This window comes from Thioclava arctica, assembly GCF_040892615.1.
Lineage (GTDB): Bacteria > Pseudomonadota > Alphaproteobacteria > Rhodobacterales > Rhodobacteraceae > Thioclava > Thioclava arctica.
This window is the reverse complement of record NZ_JBFRYC010000006.1, coordinates 18,268-35,694: the sequence shown is the minus strand read 5'-3', so window position 1 is coordinate 35,694 and position 17,427 is coordinate 18,268. Positions and strand designations below refer to the sequence as shown.

18 protein-coding genes and 1 pseudogene are annotated in these 17,427 nt (G+C 56.0%); 13 read left to right on the top strand and 6 right to left on the bottom strand.

What is annotated here, in order from left to right:
• Nucleotides 1-89 precede the first annotated feature (89 nt).
• Complete coding sequence (locus AB4874_RS11360; RefSeq protein WP_368392078.1) at nt 90-1,043, top strand: LysR family transcriptional regulator; 954 nt, start codon at nt 90-92, stop codon at nt 1,041-1,043.
• Between the two features lie 186 nt (nt 1,044-1,229).
• Nucleotides 1,230-1,559 (top strand): arsenate reductase family protein, encoded by a 330-nt coding sequence (locus tag AB4874_RS11355; RefSeq protein ID WP_368392077.1) that lies wholly within the window; start codon nt 1,230-1,232, stop codon nt 1,557-1,559.
• A 262-nt stretch (nt 1,560-1,821) separates the two neighbouring features.
• Here AB4874_RS11355 and ftsH read toward each other — a convergent pair whose 3' ends face one another.
• Entirely contained in the window at nt 1,822-3,702 is a 1,881-nt protein-coding gene (gene ftsH, locus AB4874_RS11350; protein ID WP_368392076.1) for an ATP-dependent zinc metalloprotease FtsH, read from the bottom strand.
• Nucleotides 3,703-3,907: 205 nt separating this feature from the next.
• On the opposite strand from ftsH, the gene AB4874_RS11345 reads away from it, so the two are divergent.
• Nucleotides 3,908-4,123, top strand: a complete 216-nt coding sequence (locus AB4874_RS11345) for a hypothetical protein (protein WP_368392075.1) — start codon at nt 3,908-3,910, stop codon at nt 4,121-4,123.
• A 168-nt stretch (nt 4,124-4,291) separates the two neighbouring features.
• Here AB4874_RS11345 and AB4874_RS11340 read toward each other — a convergent pair.
• Nucleotides 4,292-4,674: pseudogene (locus AB4874_RS11340) on the bottom strand (integrase core domain-containing protein); the annotation flags it as partial.
• Nucleotides 4,675-4,779: 105 nt separating this feature from the next.
• Nucleotides 4,780-5,664: a LysR family transcriptional regulator gene (locus AB4874_RS11335; RefSeq protein ID WP_368392074.1), complete on the bottom strand. Its 885-nt coding sequence runs from the start codon at nt 5,662-5,664 to the stop codon at nt 4,780-4,782.
• A gap of 115 nt (nt 5,665-5,779) precedes the next feature.
• On the opposite strand from AB4874_RS11335, the gene AB4874_RS11330 reads away from it, so the two are divergent.
• Nucleotides 5,780-6,520 (top strand): SDR family oxidoreductase, encoded by a 741-nt coding sequence (locus AB4874_RS11330; protein ID WP_368392073.1) that lies wholly within the window; start codon nt 5,780-5,782, stop codon nt 6,518-6,520.
• Between the two features lie 8 nt (nt 6,521-6,528).
• On the opposite strand, the gene AB4874_RS11325 is transcribed toward AB4874_RS11330, so the two are convergent.
• Nucleotides 6,529-6,978 (bottom strand): type 2 periplasmic-binding domain-containing protein, encoded by a 450-nt coding sequence (locus AB4874_RS11325; protein WP_368392200.1) that lies wholly within the window; start codon nt 6,976-6,978, stop codon nt 6,529-6,531.
• Here AB4874_RS11325 and AB4874_RS11320 point away from each other — a divergent pair.
• The 7 genes from AB4874_RS11320 (at nt 6,862) to AB4874_RS11290 (ending at nt 12,154) form a co-directional block, all read left to right on the top strand.
• The gene (locus AB4874_RS11320; RefSeq protein WP_368392072.1) at nt 6,862-7,098 is read left to right on the top strand and encodes a hypothetical protein; all 237 of its coding nucleotides are present in this window, start codon (nt 6,862-6,864) and stop codon (nt 7,096-7,098) included. The two genes, AB4874_RS11325 and AB4874_RS11320, sit on opposite strands and share 117 nt — an antisense overlap.
• A gap of 65 nt (nt 7,099-7,163) precedes the next feature.
• Nucleotides 7,164-7,346 carry a hypothetical protein gene (locus AB4874_RS11315; RefSeq protein WP_368392071.1) on the top strand — a complete coding sequence of 61 codons (183 nt, stop codon included), beginning with the start codon at nt 7,164-7,166 and terminating at the stop codon, nt 7,344-7,346.
• Between the two features lie 574 nt (nt 7,347-7,920).
• A complete protein-coding gene (locus AB4874_RS11310) occupies nt 7,921-8,691 on the top strand; it encodes an amino acid ABC transporter substrate-binding protein (RefSeq protein ID WP_368392070.1) in 771 nt (256 codons plus the stop codon).
• A gap of 49 nt (nt 8,692-8,740) precedes the next feature.
• Nucleotides 8,741-9,421 carry an amino acid ABC transporter permease gene (locus AB4874_RS11305; protein WP_368392069.1) on the top strand — a complete coding sequence of 227 codons (681 nt, stop codon included), beginning with the start codon at nt 8,741-8,743 and terminating at the stop codon, nt 9,419-9,421.
• A complete protein-coding gene (locus AB4874_RS11300) occupies nt 9,418-10,176 on the top strand; it encodes an amino acid ABC transporter ATP-binding protein (RefSeq protein ID WP_368392068.1) in 759 nt (252 codons plus the stop codon). The genes AB4874_RS11305 and AB4874_RS11300 overlap by 4 nt, the downstream gene beginning before the upstream one ends.
• Before the next feature lie 126 nt (nt 10,177-10,302).
• Entirely contained in the window at nt 10,303-10,434 is a 132-nt protein-coding gene (locus AB4874_RS11295) for an integrase core domain-containing protein (protein ID WP_438273473.1), read from the top strand.
• 529 nt (nt 10,435-10,963) lie between these two features.
• A complete protein-coding gene (locus AB4874_RS11290) occupies nt 10,964-12,154 on the top strand; it encodes a response regulator (protein WP_368392067.1) in 1,191 nt (396 codons plus the stop codon).
• A 598-nt stretch (nt 12,155-12,752) separates the two neighbouring features.
• On the opposite strand, the gene AB4874_RS11285 is transcribed toward AB4874_RS11290, so the two are convergent.
• Nucleotides 12,753-14,132, bottom strand: a complete 1,380-nt coding sequence (locus tag AB4874_RS11285; RefSeq protein WP_368392066.1) for a sensor histidine kinase — start codon at nt 14,130-14,132, stop codon at nt 12,753-12,755.
• Between the two features lie 351 nt (nt 14,133-14,483).
• Between AB4874_RS11285 and AB4874_RS11280 the strand changes: the two genes are divergently transcribed.
• Together AB4874_RS11280 and AB4874_RS11275 are read left to right on the top strand one after the other, a co-directional pair.
• Entirely contained in the window at nt 14,484-15,065 is a 582-nt protein-coding gene (locus tag AB4874_RS11280; RefSeq protein WP_368392065.1) for an acyl-homoserine-lactone synthase, read from the top strand.
• A 110-nt stretch (nt 15,066-15,175) separates the two neighbouring features.
• Nucleotides 15,176-15,586 (top strand): response regulator, encoded by a 411-nt coding sequence (locus AB4874_RS11275; protein WP_368392064.1) that lies wholly within the window; start codon nt 15,176-15,178, stop codon nt 15,584-15,586.
• A 303-nt stretch (nt 15,587-15,889) separates the two neighbouring features.
• Here the strand turns inward: AB4874_RS11275 and guaB are convergent, their stop codons facing one another.
• Complete coding sequence (guaB, locus tag AB4874_RS11270) at nt 15,890-17,338, bottom strand: IMP dehydrogenase (RefSeq protein WP_295536705.1); 1,449 nt, start codon at nt 17,336-17,338, stop codon at nt 15,890-15,892.
• Nucleotides 17,339-17,427 lie beyond the last annotated feature (89 nt).

The following is a 17,427-nucleotide window of genomic DNA, read 5'->3' as shown; positions in this document are numbered from 1 at the left end:
GTATAAATGCCTCCTTGCAGAAAAGCTTGCATGTGCGACATCATAGCGCAAATAAATATATTAAATTCTGAATATAGATTGGATCTATCGTGAAGCCGTACGAACAACGCTTTCCTTGGAACCTCGACTGGAATCTGCTGCGCACCTTCATGGTTGTGGTTGAGCAACGCGGGATCTCGCGCGCAGCATATTATTTGGGGCTGAAACAGCCAACGATCTCCGCTGCCCTGAGGCGATTGGAAGACACAACCGGGCATAAGTTGATCATCAGAAAACCCAATGAATTCAGCGTAACGCGTGCGGGAAGTATTTTATATCAGGAATGCTCGCAGATCTTTGGGTCGGTCTCACAACTGCCGTCGCTGTTGGAGAGCGGTGCCGAAGAATTGCGCGGACATATCACAATTGCCACAACCTCGCATGTGATCTCGGATCACTACGATGACCTGCTGCACGACTTCGCCAGTGCACATCCAAAAGTAACCTTTTCGACCACAGTTGCCGAAAGCGAAGAAGTCGTAAGTCGCGTGCAGCAGAACCGTGCGAGCTTCGGACTCTGTCTTTTGCACAAAATTCCAGCCAATCTGAAAGCATCCATCCTCTATCGGGAGTATTTCGGCCTGTTCTGCGGCCCCCGCCACTCTCTTTTCACGCAAGAGAGAATCGCACTGGACGAAATCGAGGGCGAGACATCGGTCTCCTTTCAGACAGAAACCGAGGAAGGGCCCCTCTTTCCGGTTGCCCATCTGCGGGCCCGCGCCAAGCTGGCCCCCGGCTGGCGCGGTGTCTCGTCGAGCTTGCATGAGCTGCGCCGGATGATCGTCGCTGGGGTGGGAATTGGCGCGCTGCCCCTCCATGTGGCAAAGCGTGATATCGAAAGCGGGCTATTGCGACAATTGCCCCCCTACGACGCGCTGCCGCTCGTCAATATCTACTTGCTTACCAACCCACTGCGGAAATTGTCCGATGCAGAGACCGTGTTCTTAGCCACCTGCCAAGCGGCAATCAAAGACAACACCCTGGAAGCGCGGACTTACAAATAGCAGCGCATATTAGTTGCCCGATCGGTCGCAAGCGTGTCATGCATCATCCGGTTAAATCGCTCGGGTCGATCCTCATGCGGCAGAACCAATAGATCTGCATCAGCAGGTAGCGAATTGCTTGCACTGAGTTGCACTCAAGGGATGGATGCATGAAATTGCGGACTCATCGCCAGAGGGGATTGCGACATGATGATCTATGGACTGAACACCTGCGCAGTTTGTCAAAAGGCCAGAAAAGCCTTGGAGGCTGCGGGCAAGGACGTCAATTTTCGCGATATCCGGGCAGATCCACTGAGCGAAGCTGAATTGGCTGAGTTGATTGCAGAGTTCGGAGATCGTTTGGTGGATCGCAATTCGAGCGATTACCGAGGGCTCAATCTTTGGATGAAAAATGCGGAGGCAGAGGCGCAGATCGCGGCCCAACCCAAGGTGATGACGCGTCCGGTAATCCGTGATCGGCATATGCTTTACCTGGGTTGGGATGAGACAGTTCAAAAAGCGTTGCTTCCTGAGTGATATCGCGAACGGTGATGCGTGGTCGAATACCACAATCCCAGTTGAACGACTGCAAGACACAAAAATGGCAGCAACCCGAAATCTGCTTTGCGATAAAGGCAGATGCTGTGAACGGCAGGTCCCGTCGCGCCGTCGCACCCCGCTCGGAGACTGAGTCATTGACGATCTCGTTTGTGCCACCTACGGGCATCCAGCAACGGATCACCGTCCGGCCTAGCCCAGCATGTGGCCAACTGTAACACCGCCGCTGGCTGCACCTAGTTCATTTCAAAGCAACAGGCGGGACATGCGTTGGCGCGGGCTGCAAAGCGTGAATATGGTCGCCAGCTTGGCTTTCCTTAGCTGGCGCGCGCTGCAGCGGAGCGAAATCATCGGGCGTAATGGTCTCACGTTCCAACAAAAGCGCAGCACCTGCATCCAGATCGGCACGGCGTTCAGTCAGGATGGCTTTGGCCCGTTCATATGCCTCATCAATCAGGCTGCGCACAGCCAGATCAACCTCGCGCGCCGTCGCTTCAGAATAGTCCTTGGTGCTGTTTTCAAACTGCGAATTACCCAGCCATTGAAGATGCTTTTGTTCCAACACAGCCTGCCCGAGTGCCTCACTCATGCCAAAGCGGGTGACGCATTCGCGCGCGATGTCGGTCACTTTGGCCAGATCGTCCGACGCCCCGGTCGAGATTTCGCCAAAGACGATATCTTCTGAGGCTCGACCCGCCAAAAGCACGACCATTCGATCTTTGAGATCTCCAAAGGTGATCAGAAAACGATCCTCTGTGGGGCGTTGCATCGTGTATCCAAGCGCCCCGATAGAGCGGGGAATGATCGACACTTTGTGAATCGGATCGGTGCTTGGCAGGGCGGTCGCTGTGAGGGCATGGCCCAACTCGTGATAGGCTACGCGCTTGCGCTCTATCGGGTTGAGGATCCGGGTCTTGCGTTCGGACCCCGCTACGATCCGCTCGACGGCGGCGGTCATGTCAGTTTCGGTGACGCGATCACCGCCGCGCCGGGTTGCGATGATTGCGGCCTCGTTGACGAGATTGGCCAGATCGGCCCCGGTGAACCCTGTGGTCAGCCCGGCGATGTCATGAAGATTGACCGCAGGATCAAGTTTGACCTTGCGCGTATGCACCTTGAGAATATCTACCCGGCCCTTGTGTTCGGGGCGATCGACAACCACTTGGCGATCAAACCGACCTGCGCGCAACAAGGCCGGGTCCAGAATTTCGGGCCGGTTGGTCGCCGCAAGCAGTACAATCCCGACGCTCGGGTCGAACCCATCCAATTCGGATAAAAGTTGGTTCAACGTTTGCTCTTTCTCATCTCCTCCCCCCATACCCGACATTGCCGAACGCGCACGCCCCAGCGCGTCGAGTTCGTCGATGAAGATGATACAGGGCGCAGCCTTGCGGGCTTGCTCGAAGAGGTCGCGTACGCGCGCCGCCCCGACACCCACAAACATCTCGACGAATTCCGACCCCGAGATCGAAAAGAACGCAACCCCTGCCTCGCCGGCGACTGCGCGCGCCAGCAAGGTTTTACCGGTCCCCGGCGGACCCACCAGCAGAACACCCTTTGGAATACGCGCCCCAAGTCGGCCGTACTTATCTTTATCCGCAAGAAACGACACGATTTCCTTCAACTCGGCCTTGGCCTCGTCCACGCCTGCGACGTCCTCGAACGTGACGCCAGTGTCGCGTTCCACATAGACCTTGGCCTTGGATTTGCCGATATTGATAAGCCCGCCCATGCCCTGACGATCCGCCATCTTCCGGAAAAAGATCGCCCAGAGGCCGAAAAAGAATAAGACCGGGATGATCCAAGACAAAAGTGTCGTCAGCCAAGTTTCGTCAGAGCCGCCTGTGAACTTTACGCCATCGGCTTCAAGTTGCGCGGCGAAGCTTGGCTCAACCCGTTGTGTGACGAAATATTGCTTGCCGTCCACGGTGGCTTTGAATGCGCCCTGAATTTTGCTTTCAGTCACGACAACTTCGGAAATCTTGTTGTCTTTCAGGTAGGTTAGAAACTCGCTGTAATCGAGTGTCGCAACGCTGCGACTTGCGAGCCAGGCCTGAATCGACATCACGCAAAAAAACGCAAAAACAATATAGCCAACGTTGAATTTATGCTTGGATTCCATCGGGGGGTCTTTCGATTATAGAGATCATGGACCCTGCAACCCTGCAGTGGCGTGCCGCGCAATACGTTGACGTGGATCATCTTTTTGTTGGAATATGTCCATAATCGCCAATTTGTTAGCGAATTTCAATGTATGGAAAGCACGCTGAGGGCGACCACGTGAATCTTGCCTGCGAAGGCATGGACATCGCAGGCCGTTCGAGCCGATGACCGATTTGCTCAAGGCCTATCAGGCGGGCGGTGGCCGAAGTGGGATTTGCAGCGCACGCGTGATCCATAACGGGTTCACGGCCGAACAGATGGCACCCGAGTTTTATTTCTATCCGGCCTCCGGGGAGGAAGGAAACACGGTGCAGGCCATCATTAGCGCATCAGTGGTCCTGTGGGTTACCCACGCACTTGTTCTGATGGTTGTTCGATAGGCGACAATCATTAACGTTGTAACCACCATCGCCAAACTGGCGCCGATCGCGCTGTTTATCGAGCTGGTAGCTGTCGCATTCAATATGCTGAAATTCAGTTTTGCCTTTTGGGGATGCAGACGCCAGATCTGGGCTGATCAGCCCCACCTGAGTGGTCCAGTTTGAAAGTTAGTGCATAATTGGCCTGAGTTCCATCGTGACGATGGTTTCCAGAGCCGGTGGGCGGTAGCCCAAGGCACTATGTGGTCGTTTGGTATTGTAGTGTTTCCTCCATCGTTCGATCAGGGCTTGTGCTTCACGAAGCGTGTAGAAGACTTCGCCGTTGAGCAACTTATCCCTCATTCGCGCGTTAAAGCTCTTGCAGTAGCCGTTCTCCCGGGGCGATCCGGGCTCGATATAGGCAGTCTTGGCACCGACCGCCGCAATCCAGTCTCACACAGCTAGAGCAATAAACTCGGGCCGTTGTCTGACCGGATGTAGGCCGGCACCCCGCGGAGGATGAACAGGTCCGTCAGCGCGTCGATGACCTCCTTAGAGTTCAGCTTCCGCTTCGTGGCTGCCCTCTCGCAAGCGCTCAAAGAGCGTTTATAGCGGTTCCACTAGATAGCCAGCTTGTATAGCGGCATTCGGAATGGCCCAAGCTATGTTCCACGAGTTCAGTTCTTGAACGCTCGCACCGCCCAATCGATCAAGACCCGCAGCCGGGGGGAAACGTATCGAACTTTGGGATAAAAAACAGTCACCGGGGACGAAGGTGGCGGCGTGTCTCCGAGCAGTTCGACAAGGCGCCCTGCCCTCAAGTCATCTGCGGCCGAGTAGCGTGGCTTCTGGATGATCCCCAGACCGAGACGGGCGCAATGGGCCAAGGTTTCTGTGCCGCTGACTGTCACGCTCGCGGGTAGCGAGACCTTTCGAACCTCTCCCTTCTGAAGAAATTCAAGCGGCAGGATCTTTCCCGTCGCCGATGTTCGAAAGCCGACCATCTGATGCTCCGCAAGGTCCGCGATAGAATGCGGCGTCCCATGTCGGTGCAGGTAAGCGGGCGAGGCGCAGGTCACCTCGTCAAGGTCGGTCAGCTTGCGCCCCACCAAATCACTGTCGATCGGATCGCCGACCCGCACGGCGCAGTCTATACCTTCGCGGACCAGATCGACCAGACGGTCGCCTTCTTGCAAGTGGATCTCGATATCTGGATGGTGCCGCAGGAAGTCCGGCAACCCCGGCAACAAGAAATGCCGTGCCAGCCCCCCATGCACTGCGATATGCAGTTTGCCCCTGACTTTTGCGCCATCAAAGGCACTTTCGGCATCTTCGATCTCAGACAGGATCGAGAGGCAGCGTCGGTAATAGGCCTCGCCATCCGGTGTTGGATGAACGACGCGCGTCGTGCGATGCAGCAGGCTTACGCCCAATCTGGATTCAAGAGCCTTCACGGCATCTGTAACCGTTGATCGGGGCAAACCAAGGTCCGCCGCAGCCCTCGTGAAACTGCGCGCGTCCACGATACGGGTGAAGACATTCATAGCGTCGAGACGGTCCACCAGATTATCCGAATAATTAGAACAGTGATGTCAATGCATGCCAGTTTATACGGACAATAGAAATCACTAATTTCCTATCGCAACGGGCGAGGTGTTCGTTGTGAAAGGAAAATCCATGAAAGACATCAAAACCAGAACAGCTCTCGTGACAGGCGCATCCCGCGGGATCGGGGCGGCGATAGCGGAACGACTCGCGGCTGACGGCTTCAACCTTGTCGTCAATTATGCCAGCAGTGAAGCTGCGGCACTTAAGGTCGTGGACAAGATCGGCTCCGCTGGCGGCAGGGCCATTGCTGTTCAGGCGAACCTGTCCGATGTGTCAGCCACGAAACGGCTGTTTGATGCGGCAGAAGCAGAGTTTGGAGGAGTCGACGTTCTGGTCAACAATGCGGGCATCATGAAGCTGGCCCCTTTGTCCCAAACCGACGACGCACTCTTTGACAGTCAGGTCGCGACCAACTTCAAGGGCACGTTCAATGCCCTGCGAGAAGCCGCAAACCGACTTCGCAACGGCGGGACAATCGTCAACCTCTCGACCAGCGTGGTTGGTTTGAAACTCGAAACCTACGGCATCTATGCTGCGACCAAGGCTGGCGTCGAAACGATGACAGCTATCTTGGCCAAAGAGCTCCGTGGACGGCAGATCACGGTCAACGCGGTGGCGCCCGGTCCGACCGCAACGCAGCTTTTCCTCAATGGGAAGCCGCAGGAAATCGTGGATCGCATGTCGAAAATGGCACCTTTGGAGCGGCTTGGCACACCTGAGGACATCGCCAATGTCATAGCATTTCTCACCGGTCCAGACGGCGCATGGGTCAATGGTCAGACCCTACGTGCAAACGGCGGCATCATCTGACAAGCAGGCTACGGCGCAGCGATCCGGCGGATTTCAGCAATAACGTGCTCGACCCCGCAATCGCTTGTTTGACGCGTATGGCTAGCCAAATGAACCAGATGAAGAGGAAACCCGTCTTTCTCGATCGGCGGCGCAAAGCCTATCAAAGAGGGGGGAGCGTTCAGATCAAACCCGTGTTTTGTCAGCATGGCCATATAGTCCGTCTGGGCGAGCATCGAGGGGATGAGTTGAAAGGATGGCACCACGGCCTCGATCCGTCGCTGCTGGCCCATATTAGCAAGCGGCACATTCAGTGACGTATGCATGTCTCCTCTGCCCCACATCGTGGTGTCGGGCCATGTGTGCGACTTGACCATGTCAAAACCCTGCGCCGCCGTGTGATCGCGGCGCATTGCGACGACGTAGCTTTCATCGAAAAAGGTGATTTTTTCGAGTTCCTCTATCTCGTTCGAATGAATCGAAATGGCGGTATTTGTATCCCCGTCGAGCAGATCACGTGCGGCGTCATCGTTGCCAATCCAAGGTTTAAAGATGAATGGAATTCAAGGCGCGCTCTTCTCAAGCGCGGCCAAGAGTGACCCGGTAAAAAGGAATGTTGGATCATCGGACGCAGTGATGCGCACAACTTGCGCCACCTCTGCCAATGGGAGTTCGACAGGATCCAAAAGCATATCCAGATCGGCGAGGCGATCTCAACCTGTTCAAGGCCGAAGCGGCGTTGGCACGCGCCGCGCAGAGTGTTGACACCGTCGAGGTGGTCGACAAGCAGGCCCGCTATTCCGACTGCGCGATCGACATGTTCACCGAGTTCGGCCCGGCGGTATGAATGTGCGACTGTGAGGCAAGCCCGCGGGTGCCCACCGCAAACTTCATGTTATCGTAAAAAAACCGCGCTCAGGCACCACAAAGGAAGGCGAATGCCTAGACATGGGCCTCAATGGCATCTCATGCGGGCAGGCCCGGACAACGGCATTCGGCTGTGGCACAGTGGGACAGGCTTGACCTTCACCATGGTGGTCACACCGTCAATCACCACGATCTGTTCGTCGGGATGCCACGCCACTGGCGCCTTTCCTGACCTCCTTCTCTGCAGTCGAAATGGCGAGCCTCACCCGAGGAAAAATCAGCGGCACTTAGGCAGCGGCGGGATCGTCAGGGCGCACAAAACCGCAATCGGGCACGCACGGCGTTTCATCTGGCGTCGCCTCGGCGGGAAAAACGTCAGCCGCACACTTCCCCGCGTGATCCCTGTTCCGAAACCGGGTCACCAAAGGGAATAGAAATCTAATGTTATCAAATACCTGGCTGACGCATCGACTCTGCCTTCACAAACTTTAAATAGACCTCGTCTGCCGCTTCCCTCGGGATCGGTGCTGTCACGCATCACAAAGGTATCGCCGATGACTCTCGTTCGCACGCTCATTGCCACCGCCACGCTCGCAATCATATCCGCAACCGCGCCCCAAGCTGCAACTCTGGCCGAGATCCAGAAAGCCGGGGTGTTTCGCGTCGGCACAGAAGGCACCTACCCGCCCTTCACCTATCACGACGCATCCGGCAAGCTCACCGGTTTTGATGTCGCAATCGCGCGCGCCATCGCGGCCAGGCTTGGCGTGAAAGTCGAATTCCTCGAGGGGCGCTGGGATGGCCTGATCGCGGGGATCGATGCCAATCGCTATGACGCGGTGATCAACGAGGTGGGCATCACGGATGCGCGCAAACAGAAATATGACTTCTCGCAACCCTATATCGCCTCTAAGGCGGCGCTGATTGTGCGCGCCGACGATACCGATATCAAGGGTTTCTCCGACCTGAATGGCAAGACCGCAGCCCAGTCTCTGTCAAGCAATTACGGAGCGATCGCCACGCGAAACGGTGCCACGCTTATCGGCACAGACGGGTTTGCACAGTCGATCGCGCTGGTTTTGCAGCATCGCGCGGATGCGACCGTGAATGACAGCCTCTCTTTCCTCGATTTCAAAAAACACAAGCCGGACGCCCCCGTGAAGCTGGCCGCAACGCTGCCAAATGCGGATTTCTCTGGTGTCATCATCGCCAAGAACCAACCCGAGCTTCTGGCCGCAATCAATGATGCGCTGGACGCGATGAAGGCTGACGGAACCTATCTGAAAATTTCGCAAGAGTATTTTGGCGAAGACGTCTCCAAGTAACAGATGCATCGGGGGGCGTGGCCCCCCTGCCCCGCGGAAAGGATCCGGCGTGTCCGATTGGTTGCCATTGATGTGGAGTTCGCTCGCACCGCTTTTGCGTGCGACGCTGACATTCACGATCCCGCTCACCCTCATCACCTTCACGCTGGGCCTTGCGTTGGGGCTACTCTGTGCGGTCATCCGGTTGTTCGGTCCACGCCATCTAGTCTGGATCGTGCGGTTCTATATCTGGGTCATCCGGGGCACACCGCTGCTGGTGCAGCTTTTCCTGATCTTTTACGGCTTGCCAAGCTTGGGCATCACCTTGGATGCCTTTGTTGCCGGGTTGATTGGTTTCACGCTGAATGTAGGGGCCTATACATCCGAAATCTTGCGCGCAGTGATCTCTTCCGTACCCAAGGGGCAATGGGAGGCGTCCTATTCGATCGGCATGAGTTGGCGTCAAACGATGAAACGCACGATTATGCCTCAGGCGGCCCGCGTCGCGGTTCCGCCACTGTCGAACAGCTTCATCTCGCTTGTCAAAGATACCTCGCTTGCCGCCGCCATTACCGTGCCCGAGCTGTTTCAGGCGGCGCAACGCATTGTCGCTACCACCTATGAGCCCCTGATCCTGTATGTCGAGGCGGCACTGATCTATCTCGCGCTGTGCTCAGTGCTGTCCGCGCTGCAGGGATGGCTTGAGCGGCGCCTTGGCCAGTATGGCGGCTTTCTGGAGGAGCGCAGATGATCGAGCTATCGGGTATCACCAAGACATTTGGCGCAAATACCGTCCTGTCCGACGTCTCGCTGAGGATGCAAGAAGGCTCGGTGACAGCGCTGATCGGGCCGTCGGGGGGCGGGAAAAGCACGCTTTTGCGCTGCATCAACCTGCTGGAAATGCCCTCAAGCGGAACACTTGAAATTGGGGAGGCGCAAGTGACCTTCTCTGAGGGGCACCGTCTGACGCGCACCCAGATTCAGCTGATCCGTCAGCAGACCGGCTTGGTCTTTCAGAATTTTCAGCTATTCCCGCATCGCACTGCCATCGAGAATGTGATGGAGGGGCTCGTGACCGTCCTGCACTGGCCAATCGACAAGGCCCGCTCTCGTGCGATGGCGCTGTTGGAAAAGGTGGGGATGGCACATAAAGCGGATGCTTGGCCGGCAACGCTGTCGGGCGGGCAGCAGCAAAGGATCGCCATCGCGCGCGCCCTCGCCCCGTCGCCGCGTGTTCTTTTATGTGACGAACCCACATCGGCGCTCGATCCCGAGCTGGCGTCGGAAGTTGTAGACGTGCTGGCCCAGCTCGCGCGTGAGGGCACAACGATGGTGATGGCGACGCATGATCTGCGGCTGGCTTCGCAGATCGCCGAAACAGTGATCGTTCTTGATGGCGGGCATGTGGTGGAAACGGGCCCGGCCCGCCAGCTGTTCGACGCCCCAACCCAAGAGCGCACGGCACGCTTCATTGCAACCCTGAAGTCCGCGGGGACTTCTGGATAGGTCTGGCGCGGAGCAACAAGCTTCAGGGCCATCGCTCCGTTTTGGACCCGTCTGCCTAAAAACAACCTGACAAAAGCTTAGAATGAGCGACTTGGCCGCGTTGGTTGCTGAGACGGCGACGCCACCTTGAGTGGCCCCCGCAAAACGCTTGCAGAATGGCAGGAGGACTACAATTGGCGCAGACCACATTCAGCCCCAGGCAACCTGACACCCAGGGAATTCTTGCAGAGAGCGACGATGGACAAAATGGCCGCCTGAGGCCACAGATTTAACCCCAAGGACTCCGCGCAAACCAGGAGGGGACTTGGGGCGCGGGTCAATCACCCCATGGGGGCGCTCGAGAATTCTTAACATTTCGTTCGAGAATCACGAGGAGTTTCAATCAGCCTCAACATCGCTGTTCTACAACCCAAACCTGCATTTTCAGACCTCCCGCGAAATCTCGAAGTGACCGTTGAGAGGTATCATCCGATGATCAGTCCGCAACCTGAAGGTGAGATTGGCACCGAGAACATGGTCAATTTATCCTTATTTCATAGGATAGTTTAGAATTTTACGCGGATCCAGAGAGGGTTCCGATACTCTTTCGGTCGGCCGTTGGGGGCGCTCAACTATCCTGTAATTATTTCACCACGCGCTCAGGTTGTGATGTGTTTGCCTAAATTCGAACAAGATTCAATCTTAACAAAGATTTGAAGAACGTGAGCGAGAGCGAAAAGACGAGCGTGAAGGTCAAGCATATTTTCGCAGCAGAAGTGGCAATGGAATCGATAGCGGGAGAGGAAGAATGATTTTGGTATATATGATCGCAGGGGCTGCCGTTGGCCTCCTTGTCACCATCATCTCAAAATTATTGCGCGGTAACTCAATGTTGTCGTCGCTATGTCTGCTGACGGTCGCCCGCGTGAAGCGACTGTTTGGCTGGGGTGGTGAGCCTGAAACACTGCTCATGAATGACAGTCAGAGTTCAGCGGCGACCTTTGCCCAGGATGCGTTTCCGGCAGATGTTCTCGATCAAGGACCGTTGCGCATTCTCGCGGTGGACGATGACCCGTTCATCCTTGGCCTTATCCCTATCATTGCGGGCAATGCCGGTTTTGCGGATATCACGGTCGCATCTTCCGCGGAGGCCGCGCTTGATCTTATCATCACGAGAAAAACTCCGTTCGACTGTCTCGTGCTGGATATTCGGATGCCGGGAATGGACGGTATTGATCTATGTGCTCATGTTCGTGAACGCTCTGCCTACAAGGATGTTCCGATCATCATGCTGACCGGCATGAGAGATATGGATCATCTAGAGCGAGCTTTCAAAGCAGGCGCTACCGACTTTGCGACCAAGCCGTTTGAGATTGCTGAGTTCGAAACTCGCCTGTCAGCTCTGTCGCAACTTTGCCAAGCTCGTCGAACCGATCAGCTGGACGTTGTGCCCGACACTCCGCAACTGCAAGACGATGCGATCAAACCCGAACTGTTCGATGATATAGCTCTTGGGTCAGTGACGAACCTGATCTCACACCTGTCCATTCGCAACTATCTGCAGCAGCTGTCGGTCTTCTCCGCCACTGATGCGCGCGTCAGAGCCGTCAAGCTCGATCAGTTTGATCTGATATCCCAACGCACGTCGGCGACGAAATGCTTTTCGTTCCTGTCAGATATGGCTGATACGATTGGCGAGGTCTTTGCGTCCGGCAAATTTGCAATGGCGTATTCTGGAAACGGGGTTTTTGTTTTGGTGTCGAACCAAGATGATAACTTGGCACCTGTTGACCTGGAAGGTGAGACTCAGGCCCTTTTGAACAGCCGCGCGTCGGAGTTGGGGGTTGAACTTGACGTCAAGTTCAGTGTTTCGGTCGGTGCGTCGGTGCAGCCGCAAGTTCGTGTATCCGATCGCGCCGATAAAGCGATCTTTTATGCCATCTGCAATGCGGAAGCACGGCTTGCATCAAAAGGGCAGTATCACGCAACTCATGCCTGAAGGGGGATTGGTCCAGCTCGCCTGGGTGCGGACAGAGGTGGACCAATCGATTTGGACAGGCTTACAGCGTTTGTAAGGTGCGTCAGGACTAAGTATCTTACTACGTTTTGTTGCTTCTGACCTGCCTGAGGCGGGTGTTCTGGTGTGTGCCGATCAAGCACAGAATCCGGGCGTTTGCGGCGCAGAAGACGGTCCCATCATTGAAAAAACGCTAAGCCTGAAAGCCATTGATGGTTTCTCAAGATCGACAGCATTCTGCTTCAGTAAGCGCCACATCGTTCAAAGAAAATATGGTCGAGAGACGGCATCTCGCTCGACCTCTCTCATCTACGTAAATATGCACTTCCAGGCTGAGGATGCTGGTGTGGCTGCGTCTATGGCCAGATGGGCCTTGCCCCCCCCTCTCGGCGACTGCTGCCATTCGCTTGCCAGACAGTGACTGACTACGCCCCTAGGCGCCATTCTTTCGGGCATGCAACTTGTCATCCGACAGGCGCTTGCACAGCAATCGGCCGAGAGGGCGTTATCGTCGAAAAACCAGTTGCCGGCGCTGTCCATGAGAAAGTTGATCGCACCTTCACACCATAAGATCGGCCCCCTAGATCGTATCGGCTTCACCCTCGAGCAATTCTTCTAGGGCAAGCTCAAAATAGAATGTAGTCCCACGAATGGAATTCTTCGAGTAATCGATGTTTCCATCGTGCGCCTGAATGATCTGCTTCGAGATGTTCATACCCAAACCGGTGCCGCCGATCTTCCGGGTATCGGAGGAGTCAACTTGGCTGAACTTGTCGAAAACCCGATCGCGATCATCTTCGGATAGCCCGGAACCTTCGTCGATCACCGAAACGCGGACAGAGTTTTCAATTGGTTCCACGCGGATACGCACGCTACTTCCCTCAGGAGAGAACTTGGCGGCGTTGGAAATCATATTGGTCAGAACCTGCTCTATTCGTGCTGGATCACCATTCACCACCATCGGTTGATCGGAGTCTTCGAAAATGAGCTGGACTCCAAGCCGCCCAGCGAAGGGCGCACTTGAAGTCACAGCCTGATCGATCACTTTCAAGACATTGAACTTTGTCATTGAAAAGTGCATTCGACCGGCCTCAATCTTCTGGAGATCCAGAATTTCATCGATAAGTTTGATCAGCCGGGTGCAATTTCGCTGGGCGATTGTCATAACTTGCTCGGCCCGTTCCGAGAGTGGGCCGAGGTGCCCGGCACAGGCGAGGTCGATCGACCCCTTAATAGATGTCAGTGGCGTACGAAGCTCGTGGCTCATCGTCGAGACAAACTCTGTTTTTGCTTTGTAGGCTTCCTGTGATTTGCGGTTCTCGACCCTGAGCGCTTCCATTTGCTCTAAGCTGCCGCGGTAGAACGAAAGATAAATCCGCGAACAATCGATCACGAAGTACAACACGAACAGACTGGTGAACATCTGCGCCCAAGCTTCAGAATCGACTGGGGCGCTGGTGATATAGATGTCCCAGAATGGGATAAAGATGAAGGCAATGCCGTACACCACCAGTCGCATGAAGAGGATGAGCAAGAGCTGATGATTGTTCATGGCGGCAAAGAGGGCGGCCGCCAATAGGAAGAACAATGACATGAAATGCGTGCCGGACCCTTGGTCGATAGCGAGGGCGACCGCATAAAAAACGATAACCGAAGCGCTGAGGGCGGTTCCTACATAAAGACCGTTAAGAAGCTTTCGGGTGACAGCCGCATCGCGACCGTCCCAAGCAAGGATTCGGTTGAAAATGAAAGAATCGTAGATCTCCGAGAGCGCAATCAGGACCGCTGTGGTAAGGGCGAGGATGAGGTTATAGTAATACCCTGCGAGCACTAGCGCGGCGGTAAAAATAATCCGCCGCTGCCAGGCGAGGTTCTTTCCCACAGCCGCATAGTCTTTCATCTGCCGCACCAGCAAGAACGTATTCTTGGTGACAAAGGCCCTGCGAAGGCGAGTGATCATGACGCGTCTCCATATCTTCTGTACTTCCGGGAGTCGGCAGCCAACCACTAAACCGATGCGCGCAAAGCACACCCTGTGCCAGTTTGCGCCCAAGATGTGGCAACAATATGGCGTATCCGCGCAACTAGGGCATTATCAAGAAACAATATTTTCTACCGAGGGTTGGGGCTGCACATGGAGCAATTTAGAGAATCGAGTCTGGCCAAGGCGAAGCGTGTGTTCCCGGAACTGACATCGCCTGGTAGAGTTAAGCATTACGCTCCACGCCCGTCCACTACAGAAAGGCAAGCCCCAAATCCACTCGAAAATCTAATCGGGGCTTCCGACCAGATTCGCACAACGACCCTTTCGATGCAGAACATGCATCACCACGGCAGTCTTCTCGTCAAGTACCTCAAGGCGCGCCGCGAAGTTTTTATCGTCGCCAAGGGCTGGCAACTGCCCGAGACCGACGGAATGGAATTCGACCAATACGACACGCCCGAAGCCCGCTGGATTGTCGTTCACCAGAACGGAAAAGTGCTCGCAGGTATCCGCATCGCCCCGACAACAGCGCGTTGCGGTCTGCACAGCTACATGATCCGCGACGCGCAATTGGGTTTGCTTCAAGGTTTGCCTCTCGACCCTCTGTTCTTCGAGGCGCCGGTGACCGACAAGATATGGGAAGCGACTCGACTATTCGTGGTTGATGGCGTCCCCGCTCAACAGCGGGTGGTGGTGCAACGCCAACTGATGCTTCACATGGCGGCCTCTGCCCGGAAGCTGGGCGCGGACCACGTCATCGGGATTGTGCCCGCAGTGTTTAAGCGCTGGCTGAAAAGGATCGGTATGGCCGCAGTGGCCGTTGGCCCAATATTCGAACTGGACGGGGACAGATCGCAAGCTGCACTGTTCAACGTTATTGATGCGCCAGAGCCTGATTCTATCGCATGACTTCACTTAGCCTAGTGGTCGAATATCATTGCCATTTTGCAACCTTAAGGTTAGAAACAAACCATGGAAGGTCGATAAATTCACTTCAGTAAAAAGCTTGGAGCTACGAAATGACTCAGGTCGAGCTCAATACGCCGCGTATCCTCCATGTAGATGATGACGACGATATTCGTGCGATTACGCAAATCGCGCTAGAGGTCGTAGGTAAATTGGAAGTTCACCAGTGTGCTAGTGGGCAAGAGGCACTCTTGGTTGCCGCTGAATTTACTCCCGACCTGTTTCTCCTTGATGTTATGATGCCAGGAATGACTGGCGAAGACACCTTGGCGGCACTGCGGCGCATACCCGGCTTGGAGAACACCCCTGTGATCTTTATGACGGCAAAGGCGCAAGCAGATGACGTGGAGCGCCTGATGAGTCTGGGCTCAGCAAAAGTGATTACCAAGCCATTTGACCCACTGACCCTGGCTTCAAAAATTGTTGAAATCTGGCAGCAGCAGCAGATTACTGCTGCCCCATGAAAACAGCAAAATAGTATCGACTTATGAGCGGCCCTGAAAAGGGGTAGATCACTCTGAATAGCCCCTAGATTTGTAGACGCCTTGCTTGGGAATATTGAAAGCAAGGCCGACGCGATGTCCGGCGCGAAATTCACAGACGAGTTGAAGCGCGAGCTGATCGGTCCCGCCAGACCTGCTTCAGTCTGCTTCAGTTATTGGCCCTTAGATCACGATGTGTCCTGTCGAGTTCGCACTGCGTTCACGGCAACGAAAAACGCGCAACCCATCGAGCTGCGCGTCATTTCATTAGACAACTTCAAGTAATTACCCAATCCGATAGTTCGGACTTTCGCGGGTGATTTGAACGTCATGCACGTGGCTTTCCTTCAGCCCTGCGCCGGTGATGCGCACAAAATTGCACCCGCCGCGCATGTCAGCGACCGTGGCCGAGCCGGTATAGCCCATTGCGGCGCGCAGGCCGCCCACGAGTTGGTGTATCACCGCGCCCGCCGGGCCTTTATAGGGCACCTGCCCTTCGATGCCCTCGGGCACCAGCTTGTCGGAGGCGGCGTCTTTCTGGAAATAGCGATCTGCCGAGCCGCGCGCCATGGCGCCAAGGCTGCCCATGCCACGATAGGATTTATACGAGCGGCCCTGATACAAGATCACCTCGCCGGGGGATTCATCGGTGCCCGCGATTGCCGAGCCGACCATTGCGCAGGACGCGCCCGCCGCAATTGCCTTGGCGAAATCGCCCGAGAACTTGATGCCGCCATCGGCGATGATCGGAATGTCGCCCGCCGCGCCCGCGGCATCCATGATCGCGGTCAGTTGCGGCACGCCCACGCCTGCGACGATCCGCGTGGTGCAGATCGAGCCCGGGCCGATCCCGACCTTGACCGCATCCGCGCCCGCTCCGATCAACGCCTTCGTGGCCTCGGCCGTGGCGACATTGCCCGCCACCACCTGCACGCCCTCGCGGAAGGATTTCACGCGCTCGACTGCACGCGCCACGCCCTCGGAATGGCCGTGAGCGGTGTCGATCACGATCAAATCGCAGCCCGCCTCGATCAGCGCACAGGAACGCTCATAGCCCGCATCACCCACGGTCGAGGCCGCAGCGACTCGCAAACGGCCCTTGTCATCTTTGCACGCCAACGGGTGCAGCACCGATTTCTCGGTATCCTTCAGCGTCAGAAGCCCGGTCAGCTTGCCCGCCCCATCGGTGACCAGCAGCTTCTCGATCCGGCGCTCTTTCATCAACTCGCGCGCCTGATCGCGATCCGCCGGTTCGGTCAGGATCGCCAGATTATCATGGCTCATCATCGCCGAAACCGGGGTCTTGTCGTCGCTCGCAAAGCGCATGTCGCGATTGGTCACGATGCCAACCACCCGCTTATCGCCATCCACCACAGGGAAACCGGTGATGTTGTAACGCTCCATCAGGGCCTTGGCATCGGCCAGCGTCTGATCGGGGCGCAAGGTGATCGGGTTGTAAACGATCCCGCTTTCAAAGCGCTTCACCCGGCTCACATCATTGGCTTGTTGCTCAATCGTGAGGTTGCGGTGGATCACGCCCATGCCGCCCGCCTGCGCCATCGCAATCGCCATGCGCGCCTCGGTGACGGTATCCATCGCTGAACTCAGCAACGGGATATTGAGATGGATCGAACGGGTCACATAGGTGGCGACGTCTGCGTCCGAGGGCAGCACGGAAGAAGCTGCGGGAACAAGAAGGACATCGTCAAAGGTGAGTGCCTCGCGAATCTGCATGGGGGGATCTCCGGGTCCAGATGCGTTTGGCAGTTTCCTGTTTCACGCAATCACCACAAAGGCAACCCCCCCGAGCAAGCAGCTTAGAC